Here is a 15,477-nt window from a genome sequence, read left to right on the forward strand (position 1 = left end):
AGGCGCGCGCCATCGAGAACCAGATGTATATTTGCGCGGTGAATGCGGTCGGCACCTTTAAAAATAATATCTTCGCCGGGCACTCCGCCCTGATTGATCCGATGGGCGAAAACGTGGTAAAAGGCGACCAAAATGAAGCGATTTTGTATGGCGAATACAACAGCGACCTGGTCGAGCAAACACGCGCACGAATGAGCGTTTTTGCCGATCGCCGTCCCGGGGTTTATGGCGGCGAGTAACCGGCATTGCATTGTTAGCAACGGGGGCGCATGGTATAATAAGCACACATCGAACAGTGCTGGGGGGAACATATAAAGCATGAAAGGTAATGAAATTCGTGAGCGTTATTTACGCTTTTTTGAAGAACGCGGGCATTTGCATCTGCCCAGCTTTCCGTTGATTCCGAAAGATGATCCGAGTTTGCTTTTGATCGGGGCCGGTATGGCACCGTTAAAACCTTTTTTCACGGGGAAAGTAGAACCGCCGCGCCATCGCGTGGTAACCTGTCAAAAATGTATGCGTACGGGCGATTTGGAGAATGTCGGCAGAACCGCGCGTCACCATACATTTTTTGAAATGTTGGGGAACTTTTCATTCGGCGATTATTTTAAGCAGGATGCCATTCAATGGGCTTGGCAGTTTCTCACGGAAGAACTGCAGCTGGATCCCGAGCGTCTGTACGTGACAATCCACCCGGAAGACAAGGAAGCCTATGCGCTTTGGCATGAAACGGTAGGTTTGCCGGATGAGCGCATCTATAAGTTGGAAGATAACTTCTGGGAAATCGGCGAAGGGCCGTGCGGTCCCTGCAGCGAAATTTTTTACGATCAGGGTGAATCGTTCGGTACCGGTCCCGAAAATGCAATGGGCAGTGACGGCGATCGGTTTCTGGAAATTTGGAACCTCGTATTCACGCAGTACAATCGGACAAAAGACGGTCAATACGAACCGCTCGCCAAGAAAAACATCGATACCGGCGCCGGCCTGGAACGACTGGCGGCCGTTTTACAGAAAAAGCGCAACAATTTTGAAACAGATTTGATTTTCCCGCTTATTGAACGCGCGGCGGCGCTGGCGGGGACGAAATACAATACCTCGGCGGAGACCGACGTTGCGCTTAAAGTTATTGCCGACCATTCGCGGGCGGTGACGGCGCTGATCGGCGATGGCGTACTGCCGTCCAATGAAGGCCGCGGCTATGTATTGCGTCGAATCTTACGACGGGCGGTACGGCAGGGTAAATTGCTCGGTATTAACCAACCGTTTATGGCCGAGTTGGTGGACTTAGTCATTGATTTGTTGGGACAGGGCTTGCCGGATCTTTTTGAAAAGATGGCTTATATTAAGAAGATTGCGGCCAGCGAAGAAGCTCGTTTCCAAAAAACGCTGGACCAGGGCAGCTTGCTGTTGCAGGAGAAAATAGATGCCGCAAAAGAGCAACAAAAAACATCGCTCAGCGGCGAAGATGTTTTCCAATTGTATGATACGTATGGGTTCCCTTGGGAACTGACCGAAGAAATTGCCGCCGAAGCAGGACTTGCGATCGACATTGACGGCTTTAAAACGGCAATGAAAACGCAACGCGAACGCGCGCGTCAGGCGCGTGCGAAAGTGTCCGCGAAGGTCGCGACACCGGATACTACCCGCTTGGCGGGGGCCGGTAAGACGGCCGATGAAACGGCGACGGCCAGTGAGATTTTGATGCTCGGTCGCGACGGTGTCGAAATCGAATCGGCTTCCGACGGCGAATCGGTGCTCATTATTTTGGCCACGAATCCGTTCCATGCCGAAGGCGGCGGTCAGCTGGGCGATATCGGCGAACTGCAAAGCGCTACGGGCAAAGTAGAGATTACCGATACGAAGAAAAACCCGGACGGCACGATTTATCTCCTGGGAGAGGTCACCGAAGGAACGATCGAACGCGGCGCGGAAGTGACGCTCGCCGTCGATACGGAACGTCGTCATGACATGGCGCGCAACCATACCGCAACGCACCTTTTACAAGCGGCGTTGCGCCATGTACTGGGCGATCATGTCACGCAGGCGGGTTCGGTCGTAATGCCGGAACGTTTACGTTTTGATTTTACCCATCCCGAACCGCTTTCCGCAGATGAATTGAAAGCGGTCGAAGCGGAAGTCAATGAACGTATTTTGGCCGGCATTTCTACGAATATTCGCGAACTGCCGATCGAAGAAGCCAAAGCATTGGGCGCCATCGCACTCTTCGGCGAAAAATACGGAAACATCGTTCGTGTGGTCGAAGTACCGGAGGTCAGCATCGAATTATGCGGCGGCAGTCATGTCCGCAACACCGGTGAAATCGGTTCCTTCCGAATCCTTTCGGAAAGCGGTATCGGTTCCGGTATTCGTCGCATCGAGGCCGTGACCGGTCATGCCGCATATCGGTTGGCGCAACAGGATACGAATGATCTGGCGCAGGCGGCGGAGCTTTTAAAAGCACGTCCGCAGGAATTGCTGGAGAAATTGGAAAAATTGCTGGCGGAAAAGAAAGAGTTGGCGCAAGAGCTTTCTTCATTGCATCAGGCGCAGGCCAAAGACCAGGTCGGTGATCTGGTGAAAAATGCAGTTACGCAAGACGGTTTGCGGATTGCCAGCGGCGTCGTGGAAGTGGCGGACGTACAGGAATTACGTGCCTTGGGCGATATGCTCAAAGCACGCGATGATATTCAGGCGCTTGTATTGGGCGCGCAAATCGGTGAAAAAGTAAATTTAGTGGCGATGGCGGATGCGACTGCAGTGGCTCGCGGCATTCATGCGGGTAATGCGGTCAAAGCGGCGGCCAAAGTAGCCGGCGGCGGCGGTGGCGGTCGTCCGGATATGGCGCAGGCAGGCGGCAAAGATCCGGCTAAGCTTGGTGAAGCGATTGAGGCCGGCGTGGCAGTGATGCTGCAAGCCTTGACGTGAGGGAGGATTATCGTGGCAGTGAATGATGAAACCAAATTTTATGCTCCTATAAAAAAAGGGGATTCGGAAGTATCCTTAATGCTTCGTGAGGTCATTGCGGCGATGCGTGAAAAAGGTCACGATCCGGTCGTGCAGCTGGCAGGATACCTGCTGTCCGGCGATCCGACTTATATTACCAGTCACCGAAATGCGCGTAATTTGATTCGCGGGTTTGAACGTGACCGCATTTTGGAAGACTTGATTACGTTGTACGTAGCCCAAGACCGCCAATGAAACGGATCTTAGGGCTGGATGTCGGCACAAAGCGCACGGGCATTGCCGTGAGCGACCCGCTCGGAATGACGGCGCAGGCGGTGGAAACGTGGGAGCATGTTTCCCGCAACGCCGATCTGGAACGCATGGCCGAATGGGCGCACCATTATGATGCAGCGAAGATTGTGGTCGGTTTACCGAAAAACATGAACGGAACGATCGGTGAACGAGCGAAAAAAACGCAAAAGTTTGCGGCTCGTTTACAACGTCTGCTCCCCGATACTGAAATTGTTTTTTGGGATGAACGACTTACGACAGTCGCTGCCCAGAGGAGTCTTTTGGCGGGTAACGTACGTCGCGATAAACGACGCACTGTTGTTGACCAATTAGCCGCAGTGCTTATATTACAAGGATATTTGAATGCCATCGCGCAGAAAGAAGGGGTAGACAATGGAAAAGCAACCGGAAATGCAAGCGGAACAGGAACTGCAGAATGATGAAGAAGTAGTCATCGTGGAAGTGGAAGGTCCGAACGGCGAAGAGGAGTACTACGCACAGGATATTATTATTCCGTACAACGGCAAGCAATTTGCCGTGCTGGTGTCCATCCCGGACGATGATGCACCGGAAGACGAAGAGCCGGATCTGATTTTAGCTCGTATGGATACGACTGCAGATGGCGAGATCGAATATGTATCGCCGGAAGAAGATGAATTTGAAGCGGTCCAAAAATTGTACGACGATATGTTCGAAACGGAAGATGAAGAATAAAAAACACATCGGCTGACAAGCCGATGTGTTTTTTATTTGCGACAATTTTGGGCAAATTCGTAGCGGGCGGCTATGGTATAATGAACCCGAGGTGAAAACATGCGGAAATGGTTGCCGGTAGGGCTGTTGGTCGTTGCCGTGTTATGGCTTGTGGCGACGGCGCACTTGCCCCCACAGGATGCGTCAGAAGAAGGGGCTGTCCCCGTCAGGGAGAAGCTGGTGGTATATTCCGATATGCCGCCGGATATTATCCAAACCTTGGCGGAAGTCTATCGCAATGAACAGCAGGTGGAACTTACCTTGGTACCTTTGACCGGGGAGCAGATTATAACCCATCTGAAGTCGCCGGGAAATACGCCTGCACCGGATCTTGTCTGGGCGAGTCAGGCTACACTGCAAGAGCTCGCTCGCTTTGATCTGCTGCAGCCGTACACGTCGGAACAAACCGATCTCGTCGCGCAACAATTTAAAGATGAAAACGGACTGTGGACCGGCACATGGTATATTCCGATCGTGTTTGTCGTGACCAATGATTACTATCACTCCACGTCAAAACCGTTGCATTCGTGGCAGGATTTGACAGCGCATAATGATGTTCGCATTGCGATGACCGACTTCGTAGCGGCGGATCTTTCCGCGGAGCTTTTATACTCGATGGTAGAACAATACGGACATGCCGAAGCATTCCGCAAACTGGATTTTATTCATCGGCATGTGGTGCAGTATTCGAAATATTTGTCGACACCGGTACGCGTGCTGGCGATGCAAAAAAGTGACGTGGCCATTGCCGATGCGTCTACCGCACGCGAATTTATGGTGCAGGGTTTGCCGTTGACCATGATTTATCCGCAGGACGGTACAGCGTACTACTTATACGGCGTCGGGATTCCTAAATCGACACCGCGGGCGCAGGAAGTCGGCACCTTACTGAATTGGGTGATGGAAGGGCACGCGTTTACGCCCTTGCATCGCAAGCATTATTATTTTTACTATACCGGATTTCCGAATTCGCAGGTAGTGGATTCCGAAAATCGGGATTTGCAACTTTGGCCACTCCATAAAGCCTATACGCCGACCGGACGCAAAGCGTTATTGGCGGCGTGGTTGAAGGAAGTACGATTCGCAGGAAAGGAAGTTGAATGAAACAAGTCGCAGTGATCAGCCTGGGCTGTTCAAAAAATTTAGTCGATGCCGAAATGATGATGGGGTTGTTGCAAAAGGCGCAATGGCAATTGACGGAGGATCGGGCGCAGGCGGATGTCATCGTCGTCAATACCTGCACGTTTATCGAAGCGGCTAAGGAAGAGTCTGTTCAGGAAATTTTGCAGGCGGCGCAATATAAAGAAACCGGCCGTGCAAGGCTGCTGGTTGTCACCGGCTGTTTGAGCCAGCAATTCCGGGAAGAGTTGTTTCGCGAGATTCCGGAAATTGATATTTTGCTGGGCACGGAATCGTGGGAACGCATTGTGGAAGCGGTGGAGCATTTTGAACGTGAAGGCAAGTCACATGTCGCTTACTTTGATCGGGCGCCGCTGCCGGATTTGGCCGCTTTGCCGCGCGAGCGCACGACTCCGCATTACAGTGCGTACGTCAAGGTGGCGGAAGGCTGCAGCAACGGCTGCGCGTTTTGCCTGATTCCCTACGTGCGCGGACGTTTTCGCAGTCGCAGTGTAGCATCCATCGTCAGTGAAGTGCGAAAAATGGCGCAGGAGGGTGTCCGTGAAATTAATGTCATCGCGCAGGATACCACAAGCTACGGTCGCGACTTGGAAAATCCGACGACTCTTGCCGCATTATTGCGGGAATTGACGGCGATTGAGGGAATTGAATGGGTGCGACTTTTATATTTATACCCGAAATATTTTACGGATGAACTCTTACAGGAAATCGTTACGAATCCTAAAATCTGCAAATATATTGATATCCCGTTGCAACACATCAGCGATCGCATTTTGCAGCGCATGAATCGTCGTGACCGCAAAGCGGATATTATCAGTTTGCTTGAAAAAGTGCGCGCGCAGGCCGTTCCGATTACCTTGCGTACGACGTTTATCGTCGGTTTTCCCGGCGAAACGGAAGCCGACTTTAAAGAACTTTGCGAACTCGTGAAAAAAATCCGTTTTGATCGCGTGGGCGTATTTCCCTATTCACAAGAAAACGGCACACCGGCGGCACGTATGCCGGAGCAGGTGCCCGAAGAAATCAAACGCCAACGTTACGATGTTCTGATGTCCATACAGGCGGCGATTTCCGAACAACTTAATCGCGAAAGCGTCGGCCAGGAAACGGTTGCCCTGATTGAAACCGCGGCGACGGCAGAGACCCCGGCGGAAGGACGTTTGATCAGCCAGGCGCCGGATGTGGACGGTAAAGTGTATTTGGAAAATGAACCTGATTTACTGCCGGGGGATTTCGTACCCGTAAAAATTATGGCGGGCTACGCTTACGATGTCGTAGCGGAGCCGATCGGGCCGGCGTACTGATGCGGTCCTTGATGCCGAAAGCACTGCATGAAGCATTGCTGCGAAGCGGTTTACGCGTAGCGACCGCAGAGTCTTGCACCGGCGGCATGCTTGCGGCCGCTCTGACGGATCGGGCGGGCAGTTCCGCTTACTTCGAGGGCGCGATGGTTGCGTATCAGGAGCGTCGTAAAGAAGCGTGGCTTGATGTGCGCGCCGAAACGCTCGCGCGGTATACAGCCGTTTCCGAAAAAACGGCGCAGGAAATGCTCATGGGAGTTTTAGCGAGCGCCGCGGCCGATGTCGGTTTAGCCACGACAGGATATGCGGGGCCGGGCGGTGGCACGGCGACCGAACCTTGCGGCACGGTGTATATTGCCTGCGGCAGCAAAACCGATTATAAAGTGCATCGCTGCGTGTTTAGCGGTACGCGTGAGGAAGTGCGCGCAAGCGCCGTCCGATTCGCACTGGAACAATTGACAACATGGTTACAGACACATTCGAAGGAGGATACGATTGATGGAAAATAACAGCCTGAATGAAGGTAAAGTAAAAGCACTGGAACGCGCGATTAAGCAGATCGAGCGGGACTTCGGTGCGGGCGCCGTCATGCGTTTGGGAGATGTCGGCTCCAACATGAATTTGGAAGTCATCTCTTCGGGCTCACTGGCGCTGGATTTGGCGCTGGGCATCGGCGGTTTTCCGCGCGGACGTGTCATTGAAATCTACGGTCCGGAATCGTCCGGTAAAACAACGGTCGCCCTGCATGCGATCGCGCAGGCGCAAAAACAGGGGGGGATCGCTGCTTTTATCGATGCGGAACACGCGCTGGATCCGATTTACGCGCGCCATCTCGGCGTCGACACGCAAAACCTGTTGATTTCGCAGCCGGATACCGGTGAACAGGCGCTGGAAATTTGCGAGATGCTGGTGCGCAGCGGCGCGATTGATATTATCGTTATCGACTCGGTAGCGGCGCTGGTTCCGAAAGCGGAAATTGAAGGGGAAATGGGCGATTCACACGTCGGTTTGCAGGCTCGTCTGATGAGCCAGGCGCTGCGTAAATTGACCGGTATCATCAGCAAATCCAAGACGATCGTCATCTTTATCAACCAGTTGCGGGAAAAAGTCGGCATCATGTTCGGCAATCCCGAAACGACAACCGGCGGTCGCGCGCTGAAGTTCTACGCGACCATTCGTATTGATATTCGCAAAGGTGAAACGATTAAACAGGGAACCGATGTGATCGGTAACCGCACCCGCGCGAAGATCGTTAAAAATAAAGTGGCGCCGCCGTTCCGTCTGGCGGAATTTGACATGATGTACGGCTCCGGTATTTCGCATGAGGGCACGTTGATCGACATCGGTGTGAACATGGAAATTATCCAAAAGAGCGGCTCGTGGTATTCCTACAACGGCGAACGTATGGGCCAGGGTAAGGAAAATGTCAAAGAATATCTGAAACAAAATCCGGCGATTGCGCAGGAAATCGATAAATTGATTCGTGATACGCTGTTGGCCGAACCTGAACTTTTCGAAGAGGGCGAGCTGACGGAAGCGAATGACGAATGAAGAGCGCGCCTATGATCAGGCACTGACATATCTTTCAAAACGAAGTTATTCCGCGCTGGAGATTCGTCGCAAACTCACGGCAAAAGGGTATACGGACGAAGAAAAAGACGCCGCGATGAAGCGTTTGCAGGACAACCGCTTCATTGATGACGAAGCACTGGCAAACCGTGCGTATCGTCGCTTTGTGGAGGAAGGCGTCTACGGCAACAGCTATATCGCCTACAAAATGAAAGAGCGCGGGTTGGAGATGCCGGAGCGGCTGAGCGCAGAGGAAGAAAAGGAACGGGCCCTTGCTCTTGTGCTTGCGAAATTAACCAAAAACGGTTCGGTATTGCGTCGGAAAGTCGGCTCCTACCTTGCCAATCGCGGTTACGGACAAAGCACGTTTTATGCGGTTTTGGAAGAACTCGCCGCACGAGATTTGTTGCTCTCCGAGCGTTCGAAATACGATTGATGTTGTCACCGCAAAACAACGGCCATGCTTTTTGCCGACGGCGGAATGATCTCGGCGAATGCAAGAGGTTTGCCGTGCGAAAGATAAAAAGTATCATCCAAAAATGACTCCTTTCGCGGGAGTCGTTTTTTTATAAACATATTACGAAACAAATCTTCTGTCGGTGTCTCTGTTGCGGCGCCATGAACTCGACCGGCTATGTGTGATAAGTCAAAGCGCTGCGGCAAAATGTTTTCTGGCAGTGCTTCAAAAACTTCCATGATTTCTCTCACGGCGCTGCTTTTGACGCGCTCAAAATGCCCGCGCCGGAAAGGGTTTTTGCCCATACTGCAGATATGTATAAGCAAGTGCGTTACTTGACAGTAGTATTAAAAAAATCTACAATAAATAAAGGCAATCTGTAAGAAATGAATATAAAAAACTGAATAATATATAGAAAATCAGTTGATTTTCTATGCGCAAGGGAGGTGGAGATCATAGTTGAGACTCTCATGATAGGACTTCTCTTGGCGATTATCGGCGTGGCATGCGGCTATTTTTTACGACGCAGTTTAGCGGAATCGAAAATCGGCAGTGCCGAGCAGGAGGCTTCCCGCATTGTCGCTCAGGCGCGACGGGATGCTGACAGCACGTACAAAGAGAGCGTCCTGCAGACAAAAGACGAAATGCATCGTCTGCGTACCGATTTTGAACAGGAAGAAAAGGAACGCCGCACAGATTTACAACGGTATGAACGACGTTTACTGCAAAAAGAAGAAAATTTGGAGAAACGTGCGGATTCGCTGGAACATAAGGAAGAAGCGTTGCAGCACCGCGATGCTAAAGTAAAAGAACGGCAAAGCGCGGCAGACAGCCTGTATGCGCAGCAGCTGCAAAAGTTGGAAGAAATCTCCGGCTTGACTACGGAACAGGCGAAAGCACTGTTGCTGGAGCAAACGGAGACGCAAATTAAGCATGATCAAGCGGTCTTGATTCGTGAATTGCAAACGAAATTCCAAGCGGAAGCGGATAAAAACGCGCGCGAAGTGATTTCGCTGGCGATTCAACGTAACGCCGCCGATCAGGTCGCCGAAACTACGATTTCGGTGGTGAGCTTACCGAATGATGAAATGAAGGGTCGGATTATCGGTCGTGAAGGGCGCAATATTCGCGCGCTGGAGATGGCGACCGGTGTGGATTTAATCATTGATGATACTCCGGAAGCGGTGACGCTGTCCGGTTTCCATTCCATACGGCGGGAAATCGCGCGTATTGCCTTGGAAAACTTGATTAAAGACGGCAGGATTCATCCGGCTCGTATTGAAGAAACCGTCGAAAAAGCCAAACGAGAAGTGGATAAAGCGATGCGTGAAGCCGGTGAACAGGCGACATTCGACGTCGGTATCCACGATTTACATCCCGAGCTGATTAAGATATTGGGACGATTGAAATATCGCACCAGTTATGGTCAAAACGTTCTGCAGCACTCCGTGGAAGTGGCGATGTTAGCGGGCACGCTGGCCGCCGAGATCGGAGCCGATGTGGGCATGGCACGTCGTGCCGGCTTATTGCATGATATCGGCAAAGCGATCGATCAGGAAACGGAAGGCACGCATGTGGAATTGGGTGTAGAGATTGCCAAGAAATACCATGAACCGGACGTTGTTGTGAATGCGATTGCATCCCATCACGGCGATACGGAAGCGACCTTTGTGGAAGCGGTTTTGGTAGCGGCAGCGGATGCGATTTCAGCCGCACGGCCGGGCGCTCGTCGCGAAACGCTGGAAAATTATTTGAAACGTCTCACGAAGTTGGAAGAAATCGCCAAATCGTTTGAGGGCGTGGAAAATTGCTTTGCGATTCAAGCCGGTCGCGAAATTCGTGTTATGGTCAAACCGGAAAAAATAAATGAGGACGAAGCCACGTTGCTGGTACACAAAATTGCCAAGCGCATCGAAAACGAACTCAAGTATCCGGGGCAGGTCAAAGTAGTCGTCATCCGGGAAACCCGGGCGACCGATTATGCCAAATAAATAAAAGCCGTCGTCACCATGACGACGGCTTTTGCGTGGACAAAAAAAGGATTTTGCCGCTCCACGGTTAATACATATATCAGAAACGGAGGCGTTATGCAATTCAGCAAAGAATTTATTGAGCAGGTGCGAGCCGGCAATCCGATCGTCGATGTTGTCGGAAGCTACGTGCCGCTGACCCGAAAACAGAATAATTACTGGGCGTGCTGTCCGTTTCACGAAGAAAAGACGCCGTCATTTTCCGTCTCACCCGACAAGGAATTTTTTTATTGTTTCGGTTGCCATGCGGGAGGCGACGTTTTTCAATTTGTGCAAAAGATAGAAAATATTTCTTTTCCGGAATCCGTGGAAAAGCTGGCGCAACGGATCGGTCTGGAAATTCCCAAAACGGATTTATCGCCGGCCGAGCGCGAGCGGGAAGAAGAGCGGCAACGGTTATATGAGATCTGCGATTTGGCGGCCAGCTATTTTCATAACTGCCTGACGAAAACACGCATGGGCGCTGCGGGTATCGACTATTTTAAGAAACGCGGTTTATCCGCGCAGACCATTGTCGATTTTAAACTCGGCTTTGCGCCGCCCCAATGGGATCGTTTGTATCGCGATTTTCGCGAACGCGGTTATCGGGAGAAAGATCTGATTAAAAGCGGTTTATGCCTGACGAAAAACGGGAAAACGTATGACCGTTTTCGGGGGCGCTGCATGTTCCCGATTCGTGACGATAAAGGTCGTGTGGTGGCTTTCGGCGGTCGCATCATCGAAGAGGGCGAGCCGAAATATTTAAATTCACCGGAATCGCCGATCTTTCATAAAGGCGACTTATTGTTTGCGATGGAACGGGCCCGCAAAGAGATCCGCAAGACGAAACAGGCAGTGCTGGTCGAAGGCTACATGGATGTCGTGGGCGTTCACAATTTGGGAGTGACCAATGTCGTCGCTTCTCTCGGCACGGCATTCACGCAACGTCAGGCGCAACTGTTGCGCCGCATCTGCGATGTGGCGATCGTCGCGTATGATATGGATCGCGCCGGTCGCGAAGCGACTCGCCGGGCGATTGCCATCGCGCGCGAGACGGGTTTGAAACTTCGCATTGCGACGCTTCCCGACGGGAAAGACCCGGATGAATACATTAAACAACACGGCGCTAACGCGTGGGAAGATGTCATTACCATGGCGCAGAACGTATTGGATTACCGACTGGATGAAATCATTGCTGCGCACGACGCGACCAGTACCGACGGCAAAAATATGATCGTTCAGGAATTTGTTCCGGAAATCATGCAAACGGATAATGCCATTACGATCGACAGTTATCTGCGGCGTTTGGCGACGCGCTTACGCATGAATGAAAATATCGTGCGCAGTGAAGCGCAAAAAATCGCCAAAGCGCAAGCAAAAAACGTGTACATTGCACCCGCGGGCAATCGGGCGGAAACGGCCGAGGCACCGCGCGTCACCCCCGATCCGGCGGAAGACGATGCGATCCGTCTGCTGTTCAGCGGATCGGCGCAACGCCAAGATTTGCTTGATCAATTGACGATTGAGGATTTCACGGATCCTCTGTGGAAAAATATTTTTGTCTTTTTACAGACGACGGCCAACGATACTGTTAGTGCGGCGCAAATCGGTCGGGAAATTTCTTTGACGGCCGACGAGCAAGCGCGGCTTTCGGGTGTTATAATAGATGGGCTGACGCCACGAACCACTGACGTGGCATTACTTATCCGACGTCTTCGCAAGGCGACGCTGGTGCGCTCGTATAATGCGCACAGAAAAGCGGCCGAACGGTATAATCAGGCGGGAGATGTCGAAGCGTTCCGCAGGGAAATGGAATTGGTTGTAGAAATTTCGCAAAACATCCATTCTCTGTGATGAGTGGTAAAGGAGGCGCCATGCAAACAACGAAGAAAGGCAATCGGGCACACATCGCAAGTCTTGTGGCACGCGCGGATAAACACGGTAACCTTGCGTACAGCGTTTGGCAAGAGTATGCGGTGCAGCAAGGTTTTTCGTATCGTAAATGGGACCAGATGCTCGCTGCGCTGGCCACGCGGGGACTCGTCCTCTGCGCGGTCACATCGCCCGCCGCTGCACAGGCGGAGGCGACGGAAGCGGCCGGCAGTCGAGTCGATGACGCGGTGCAAACCTATTTAAAAGAAATCGGTCAGGTCGACTTGTTGACGGCCGACGAAGAAGTGGAACTGGCGCAACGCATCGAAGCCGGTCGCGAGGTGGAAGGTTTCACGAGACGCGAACAGCGGGATCTGGAAGCGGATGCCGATATGGCGCGCAAAGAACTTTCCGATGCCAATCTGCGGTTAGTTGTAAGCATTGCCAAAAAATACCACGGTCGCGGCTTGCCGTTTTTGGATTTGATCCAGGAAGGCAATCTCGGTTTACTGCGAGCAGTGGAAAAGTACGACTATACAAAAGGATTTAAATTCAGCACGTATGCTACCTGGTGGATTCGCCAGGCGATTACGCGAGCGATCGCCGATCAGGCACGCACGATCCGTGTTCCGGTGCATATGGTGGAAACGATCAATCGGATGAACCGGTTGACCCGCCAGATCGGACAGGAAAAGGGACGCGAGGCGACGATTGAAGAAGTCGCCGAAGCGATGGAAGTAACGGTTGAGCGAGTACGAGAGATCCGAAAAATTGCGGAGGAACCGGTTTCGTTGGAAAAACCGGTTGGGGAAGAGGAAGATTCCCACTTGGGCTCGTTCATTGAAGATCGCGATGCGGTGGCGCCGGAAGAAGCCGTGGCGGAAACATTGCAACGCGAACAGATTGAAGCGGCGCTCAATACGCTACCGGAACGCGAACGCGAAGTCATTTATCTGCGTTTCGGTTTGCGTGACGGCAAACACCGTACGCTCGAAGAAGTCGGACGATACTTTGACGTCACACGCGAGCGCATCCGGCAAATCGAACGCAAAGCGCTGGAAAAACTGAAAACGCAAGAAAAATTATTGCGCTGATTTAAGGAGAGAGATTTTTGAACAAAGCAAGTACGGAGTTATGGAAGAGGATGGAACAATGACGGCAACTAACCAGACCAAGACGACAAAAAAACGGACGCGCCTGACGGTGTCGGAACGAATCGAAATAGCGCGGCAGGATTTGATCGAATGGTATCAGTCAAAGCCGCAAGATACTGTCGCCGCATCTTCCATTTTGGCTCCGCATCATTTTTCGCAACGCAGTCGCACATTGTTGACGCAGCAATTACAGGAGGCAGGCCTTCCGCTTGCGATCACGGAAGATGATCAAGTCACCGTGACGGAACGGGCGGAAAAAACCTCAAAGCAAACTAAACAAAAAGCAGGCGGTAACAAAAAAGCGACCGCATCTAAAACGGAAAAGAAGAGCAAAGGAAAAGCATCGAGAAGCGCCGTCGCAGCCGATGATGCCAAATCGATGCAACAATTGATCAAAAAAGGCGCCAGCCTTGATCAGGTTCTGATGCTTCTGGTGGAACGCGGCCGTCGCGATGGCATGTTGACATATGAAGAAGTCATGGATGCCTTCGAACGGTTTGATTTAAGCGCGGAAAAAATTGAAAAAATTTACGCTCGCTTCTACAAAGAGAACATTGAAATGGTCAACAGCGAAGAGAAGGAAGAGGCGCTGGCGGAAGAGGATGAAGACGAAGACAGTGAAGCGCGCGAAGTACGTAAAGCCACGTCCGAAAACTTGCAGGATGGCAATGACAATATTCATTTAGATGATCCGGTGCGTATGTACCTTAAAGAAATCGGTCGTGTTTCACTGTTAAAAGCACCGGAAGAAGTAGCGCTTGCCAAACGCATCGAAGCCGGCAAATTGATTATGGAAACGCAGGCGCAGCGACAGGCTGTGATCCATTGGGTAGCCGCGATGGCGCAGGTAAGTAATGCGCAGGGAGATATTCCGTATACGGCATTCCAAGTTCCTTCCGCATTAACATGGGACGAAACGACGGCGGAAATCTTGCAAAAATCATTGGATATTCTGCAAATGAAGCCCGCGGATGGCTTGAATATAGCGCAGGCGGTAGAAATGGCGACAGCCATGGCGGAACTTCCGACCGATGAAGAAAACGCGGAGGCAACGCCGAGCGAAGCGTTTTTATCACCTGACGAAGTGCAAAGCCGGTTAGAGGCCGGACTCGTCACGGAAGAAGTACGTCACAATGAGGGCAGCGTTTTGGCGGATGCGCATTTTGCCAAGCAGGATCTGACGGATGCCAATTTGCGTTTGGTTGTCAGCATTGCGAAACGCTACGTCGGCCGCGGCATGCAATTTTTGGATTTGATGCAGGAAGGTAACCTCGGCTTGATCAAAGCGGTCGATAAATTCGATTATAAAAAAGGTTACAAATTCAGCACGTATGCGACCTGGTGGATTCGCCAGGCGATTACCCGTGCAATCGCCGATCAGGCGCGTACGATTCGTATTCCGGTACATATGGTGGAAACCATCAACAAACTTTCACGAACAGCTCGCAATTTATTGCAGGAACTGGGACGCGAAGCAACGCCGGAAGAAATCGCCGAGCAAATGGACATTACCGTGGAACGTGTGCGCGAGATCATGAAAATTGCGCAGGAACCGGTTTCGTTGGAAACTCCGATCGGCGAAGAGGAAGATTCCCATTTGGTGGAATTCATCGAAGACCGCAATGCCGTCGCTCCGGAAGAAGCGGCTTCGGCCATTTTGCTTAAAGAGCAGGTCGATGATATTTTGCAAGGTCTTACCAAGCGTGAACGGGAAGTCATCTATTTGCGGTTCGGGTTAAAAGACGGCAAGCAGCGAACGCTGGAAGAAGTCGGCCAGTACTTTGACGTTACGCGTGAACGGATTCGTCAGATCGAGCGTAAAGCCTTGGAAAAATTGCGCAGTCGCGGGAAACGCGAGAAGATTACCGATTACCTCTGATGTTTGACAGGGCTTGATATGCTTTTGTATAATAGAAAAGTATATTTATACACCGGGCCTATAGCTCAGGGGTAGAGCAACCGGCTCATAACCGGTCGGTCCCTGGTTC

At 51.8% G+C, this 15,477-nt stretch carries 14 protein-coding genes and 2 pseudogenes; 15 read left to right on the forward strand and 1 reads right to left on the reverse strand.

Annotation, left to right across the window (positions count from 1 at the left end):
* The 10 genes from RDN69_RS03615 to RDN69_RS03660 all read left to right on the forward strand — a co-directional run.
* On the forward strand, positions 1-239 hold a 239-nt coding region (locus RDN69_RS03615), incomplete at its 5' end, for a nitrilase-related carbon-nitrogen hydrolase (RefSeq protein WP_288218268.1).
* Positions 240-318: 79 nt separating this feature from the next.
* Entirely contained in the window at positions 319-2,925 is a 2,607-nt protein-coding gene (gene alaS, locus RDN69_RS03620; RefSeq protein ID WP_273259957.1) for an alanine--tRNA ligase, read from the forward strand.
* Between the two features lie 12 nt (positions 2,926-2,937).
* Positions 2,938-3,198, forward strand: a complete 261-nt coding sequence (locus RDN69_RS03625; RefSeq protein ID WP_024047931.1) for an IreB family regulatory phosphoprotein — start codon at positions 2,938-2,940, stop codon at positions 3,196-3,198.
* A complete protein-coding gene (gene ruvX, locus RDN69_RS03630) occupies positions 3,195-3,674 on the forward strand; it encodes a Holliday junction resolvase RuvX (RefSeq protein WP_024047930.1) in 480 nt (159 codons plus the stop codon). Before RDN69_RS03625 ends, ruvX begins: the two co-directional genes overlap by 4 nt.
* Complete coding sequence (locus tag RDN69_RS03635) at positions 3,628-3,948, forward strand: DUF1292 domain-containing protein (RefSeq protein ID WP_024047929.1); 321 nt, start codon at positions 3,628-3,630, stop codon at positions 3,946-3,948. The genes ruvX and RDN69_RS03635 overlap by 47 nt, the downstream gene beginning before the upstream one ends.
* 99 nt (positions 3,949-4,047) lie before the next feature.
* Entirely contained in the window at positions 4,048-5,091 is a 1,044-nt protein-coding gene (locus RDN69_RS03640; RefSeq protein WP_273259952.1) for an ABC transporter substrate-binding protein, read from the forward strand.
* Positions 5,088-6,431 carry a 30S ribosomal protein S12 methylthiotransferase RimO gene (gene rimO / locus RDN69_RS03645; protein WP_273259950.1) on the forward strand — a complete coding sequence of 448 codons (1,344 nt, stop codon included), beginning with the start codon at positions 5,088-5,090 and terminating at the stop codon, positions 6,429-6,431. The genes RDN69_RS03640 and rimO overlap by 4 nt, the downstream gene beginning before the upstream one ends.
* Positions 6,431-6,937 carry a CinA family protein gene (locus RDN69_RS03650; RefSeq protein ID WP_288218269.1) on the forward strand — a complete coding sequence of 169 codons (507 nt, stop codon included), beginning with the start codon at positions 6,431-6,433 and terminating at the stop codon, positions 6,935-6,937. Before rimO ends, RDN69_RS03650 begins: the two co-directional genes overlap by 1 nt.
* A complete protein-coding gene (recA, locus tag RDN69_RS03655; RefSeq protein ID WP_034437909.1) occupies positions 6,927-7,979 on the forward strand; it encodes a recombinase RecA in 1,053 nt (350 codons plus the stop codon). The genes RDN69_RS03650 and recA overlap by 11 nt, the downstream gene beginning before the upstream one ends.
* The gene (locus RDN69_RS03660; protein WP_024048515.1) at positions 7,969-8,433 is read left to right on the forward strand and encodes a regulatory protein RecX; all 465 of its coding nucleotides are present in this window, start codon (positions 7,969-7,971) and stop codon (positions 8,431-8,433) included. The genes recA and RDN69_RS03660 overlap by 11 nt, the downstream gene beginning before the upstream one ends.
* A 5-nt stretch (positions 8,434-8,438) precedes the next feature.
* Here the strand turns inward: RDN69_RS03660 and RDN69_RS03665 are convergent, their stop codons facing one another.
* Positions 8,439-8,693, reverse strand: a complete 255-nt coding sequence (locus RDN69_RS03665; protein WP_024048516.1) for a hypothetical protein — start codon at positions 8,691-8,693, stop codon at positions 8,439-8,441.
* Positions 8,694-8,924: 231 nt separating this feature from the next.
* Here RDN69_RS03665 and rny point away from each other — a divergent pair, with 231 nt between their 5' ends.
* The 5 genes and pseudogenes from rny to rpoD (RDN69_RS03690) form a co-directional block, all read left to right on the forward strand.
* Complete coding sequence (rny, locus tag RDN69_RS03670; RefSeq protein ID WP_024048517.1) at positions 8,925-10,445, forward strand: ribonuclease Y; 1,521 nt, start codon at positions 8,925-8,927, stop codon at positions 10,443-10,445.
* A gap of 96 nt (positions 10,446-10,541) precedes the next feature.
* Complete coding sequence (gene dnaG / locus RDN69_RS03675) at positions 10,542-12,317, forward strand: DNA primase (protein ID WP_273259941.1); 1,776 nt, start codon at positions 10,542-10,544, stop codon at positions 12,315-12,317.
* A gap of 20 nt (positions 12,318-12,337) precedes the next feature.
* Entirely contained in the window at positions 12,338-13,429 is a 1,092-nt protein-coding gene (gene rpoD, locus RDN69_RS03680) for an RNA polymerase sigma factor RpoD (RefSeq protein WP_024048519.1), read from the forward strand.
* A 484-nt stretch (positions 13,430-13,913) separates the two neighbouring features.
* Positions 13,914-14,261: pseudogene (locus tag RDN69_RS06110) on the forward strand (RNA polymerase sigma factor region1.1 domain-containing protein); the annotation flags it as partial.
* A gap of 297 nt (positions 14,262-14,558) precedes the next feature.
* Positions 14,559-15,368, forward strand: a pseudogene (rpoD, locus tag RDN69_RS03690) (RNA polymerase sigma factor RpoD); the annotation flags it as partial.
* Between the last annotated feature and the right edge of the window lie 109 nt (positions 15,369-15,477).

Source organism: uncultured Negativicoccus sp. (assembly GCF_902480485.1).
GTDB classification, from domain to species: Bacteria; Bacillota; Negativicutes; order Veillonellales; family Negativicoccaceae; genus Negativicoccus; species Negativicoccus succinicivorans.

Excerpts from the sequence above, each read along its gene's own strand:
- alaS (WP_273259957.1), top strand. The coding sequence starts at position 319 with ATGAAAGGTAATGAAATTCGTGAGCGTTATTTACGCTTTTTTGAAGAA.
- ruvX (WP_024047930.1), top strand. The coding sequence starts at position 3,195 with ATGAAACGGATCTTAGGGCTGGATGTCGGCACAAAGCGCACGGGCATT.
- RDN69_RS03635 (WP_024047929.1), top strand. The coding sequence starts at position 3,628 with ATGGAAAAGCAACCGGAAATGCAAGCGGAACAGGAACTGCAGAATGAT.
- RDN69_RS03640 (WP_273259952.1), top strand. The coding sequence starts at position 4,048 with ATGCGGAAATGGTTGCCGGTAGGGCTGTTGGTCGTTGCCGTGTTATGG.
- rimO (WP_273259950.1), top strand. The coding sequence starts at position 5,088 with ATGAAACAAGTCGCAGTGATCAGCCTGGGCTGTTCAAAAAATTTAGTC.
- RDN69_RS03650 (WP_288218269.1), top strand. The coding sequence starts at position 6,431 with ATGCGGTCCTTGATGCCGAAAGCACTGCATGAAGCATTGCTGCGAAGC.
- recA (WP_034437909.1), top strand. The coding sequence starts at position 6,927 with ATGGAAAATAACAGCCTGAATGAAGGTAAAGTAAAAGCACTGGAACGC.
- RDN69_RS03660 (WP_024048515.1), top strand. The coding sequence starts at position 7,969 with ATGACGAATGAAGAGCGCGCCTATGATCAGGCACTGACATATCTTTCA.
- RDN69_RS03665 (WP_024048516.1), bottom strand. The coding sequence starts at position 8,693 with ATGGAAGTTTTTGAAGCACTGCCAGAAAACATTTTGCCGCAGCGCTTT.
- rny (WP_024048517.1), top strand. The coding sequence starts at position 8,925 with ATGATAGGACTTCTCTTGGCGATTATCGGCGTGGCATGCGGCTATTTT.
- dnaG (WP_273259941.1), top strand. The coding sequence starts at position 10,542 with ATGCAATTCAGCAAAGAATTTATTGAGCAGGTGCGAGCCGGCAATCCG.
- rpoD (WP_024048519.1), top strand. The coding sequence starts at position 12,338 with ATGCAAACAACGAAGAAAGGCAATCGGGCACACATCGCAAGTCTTGTG.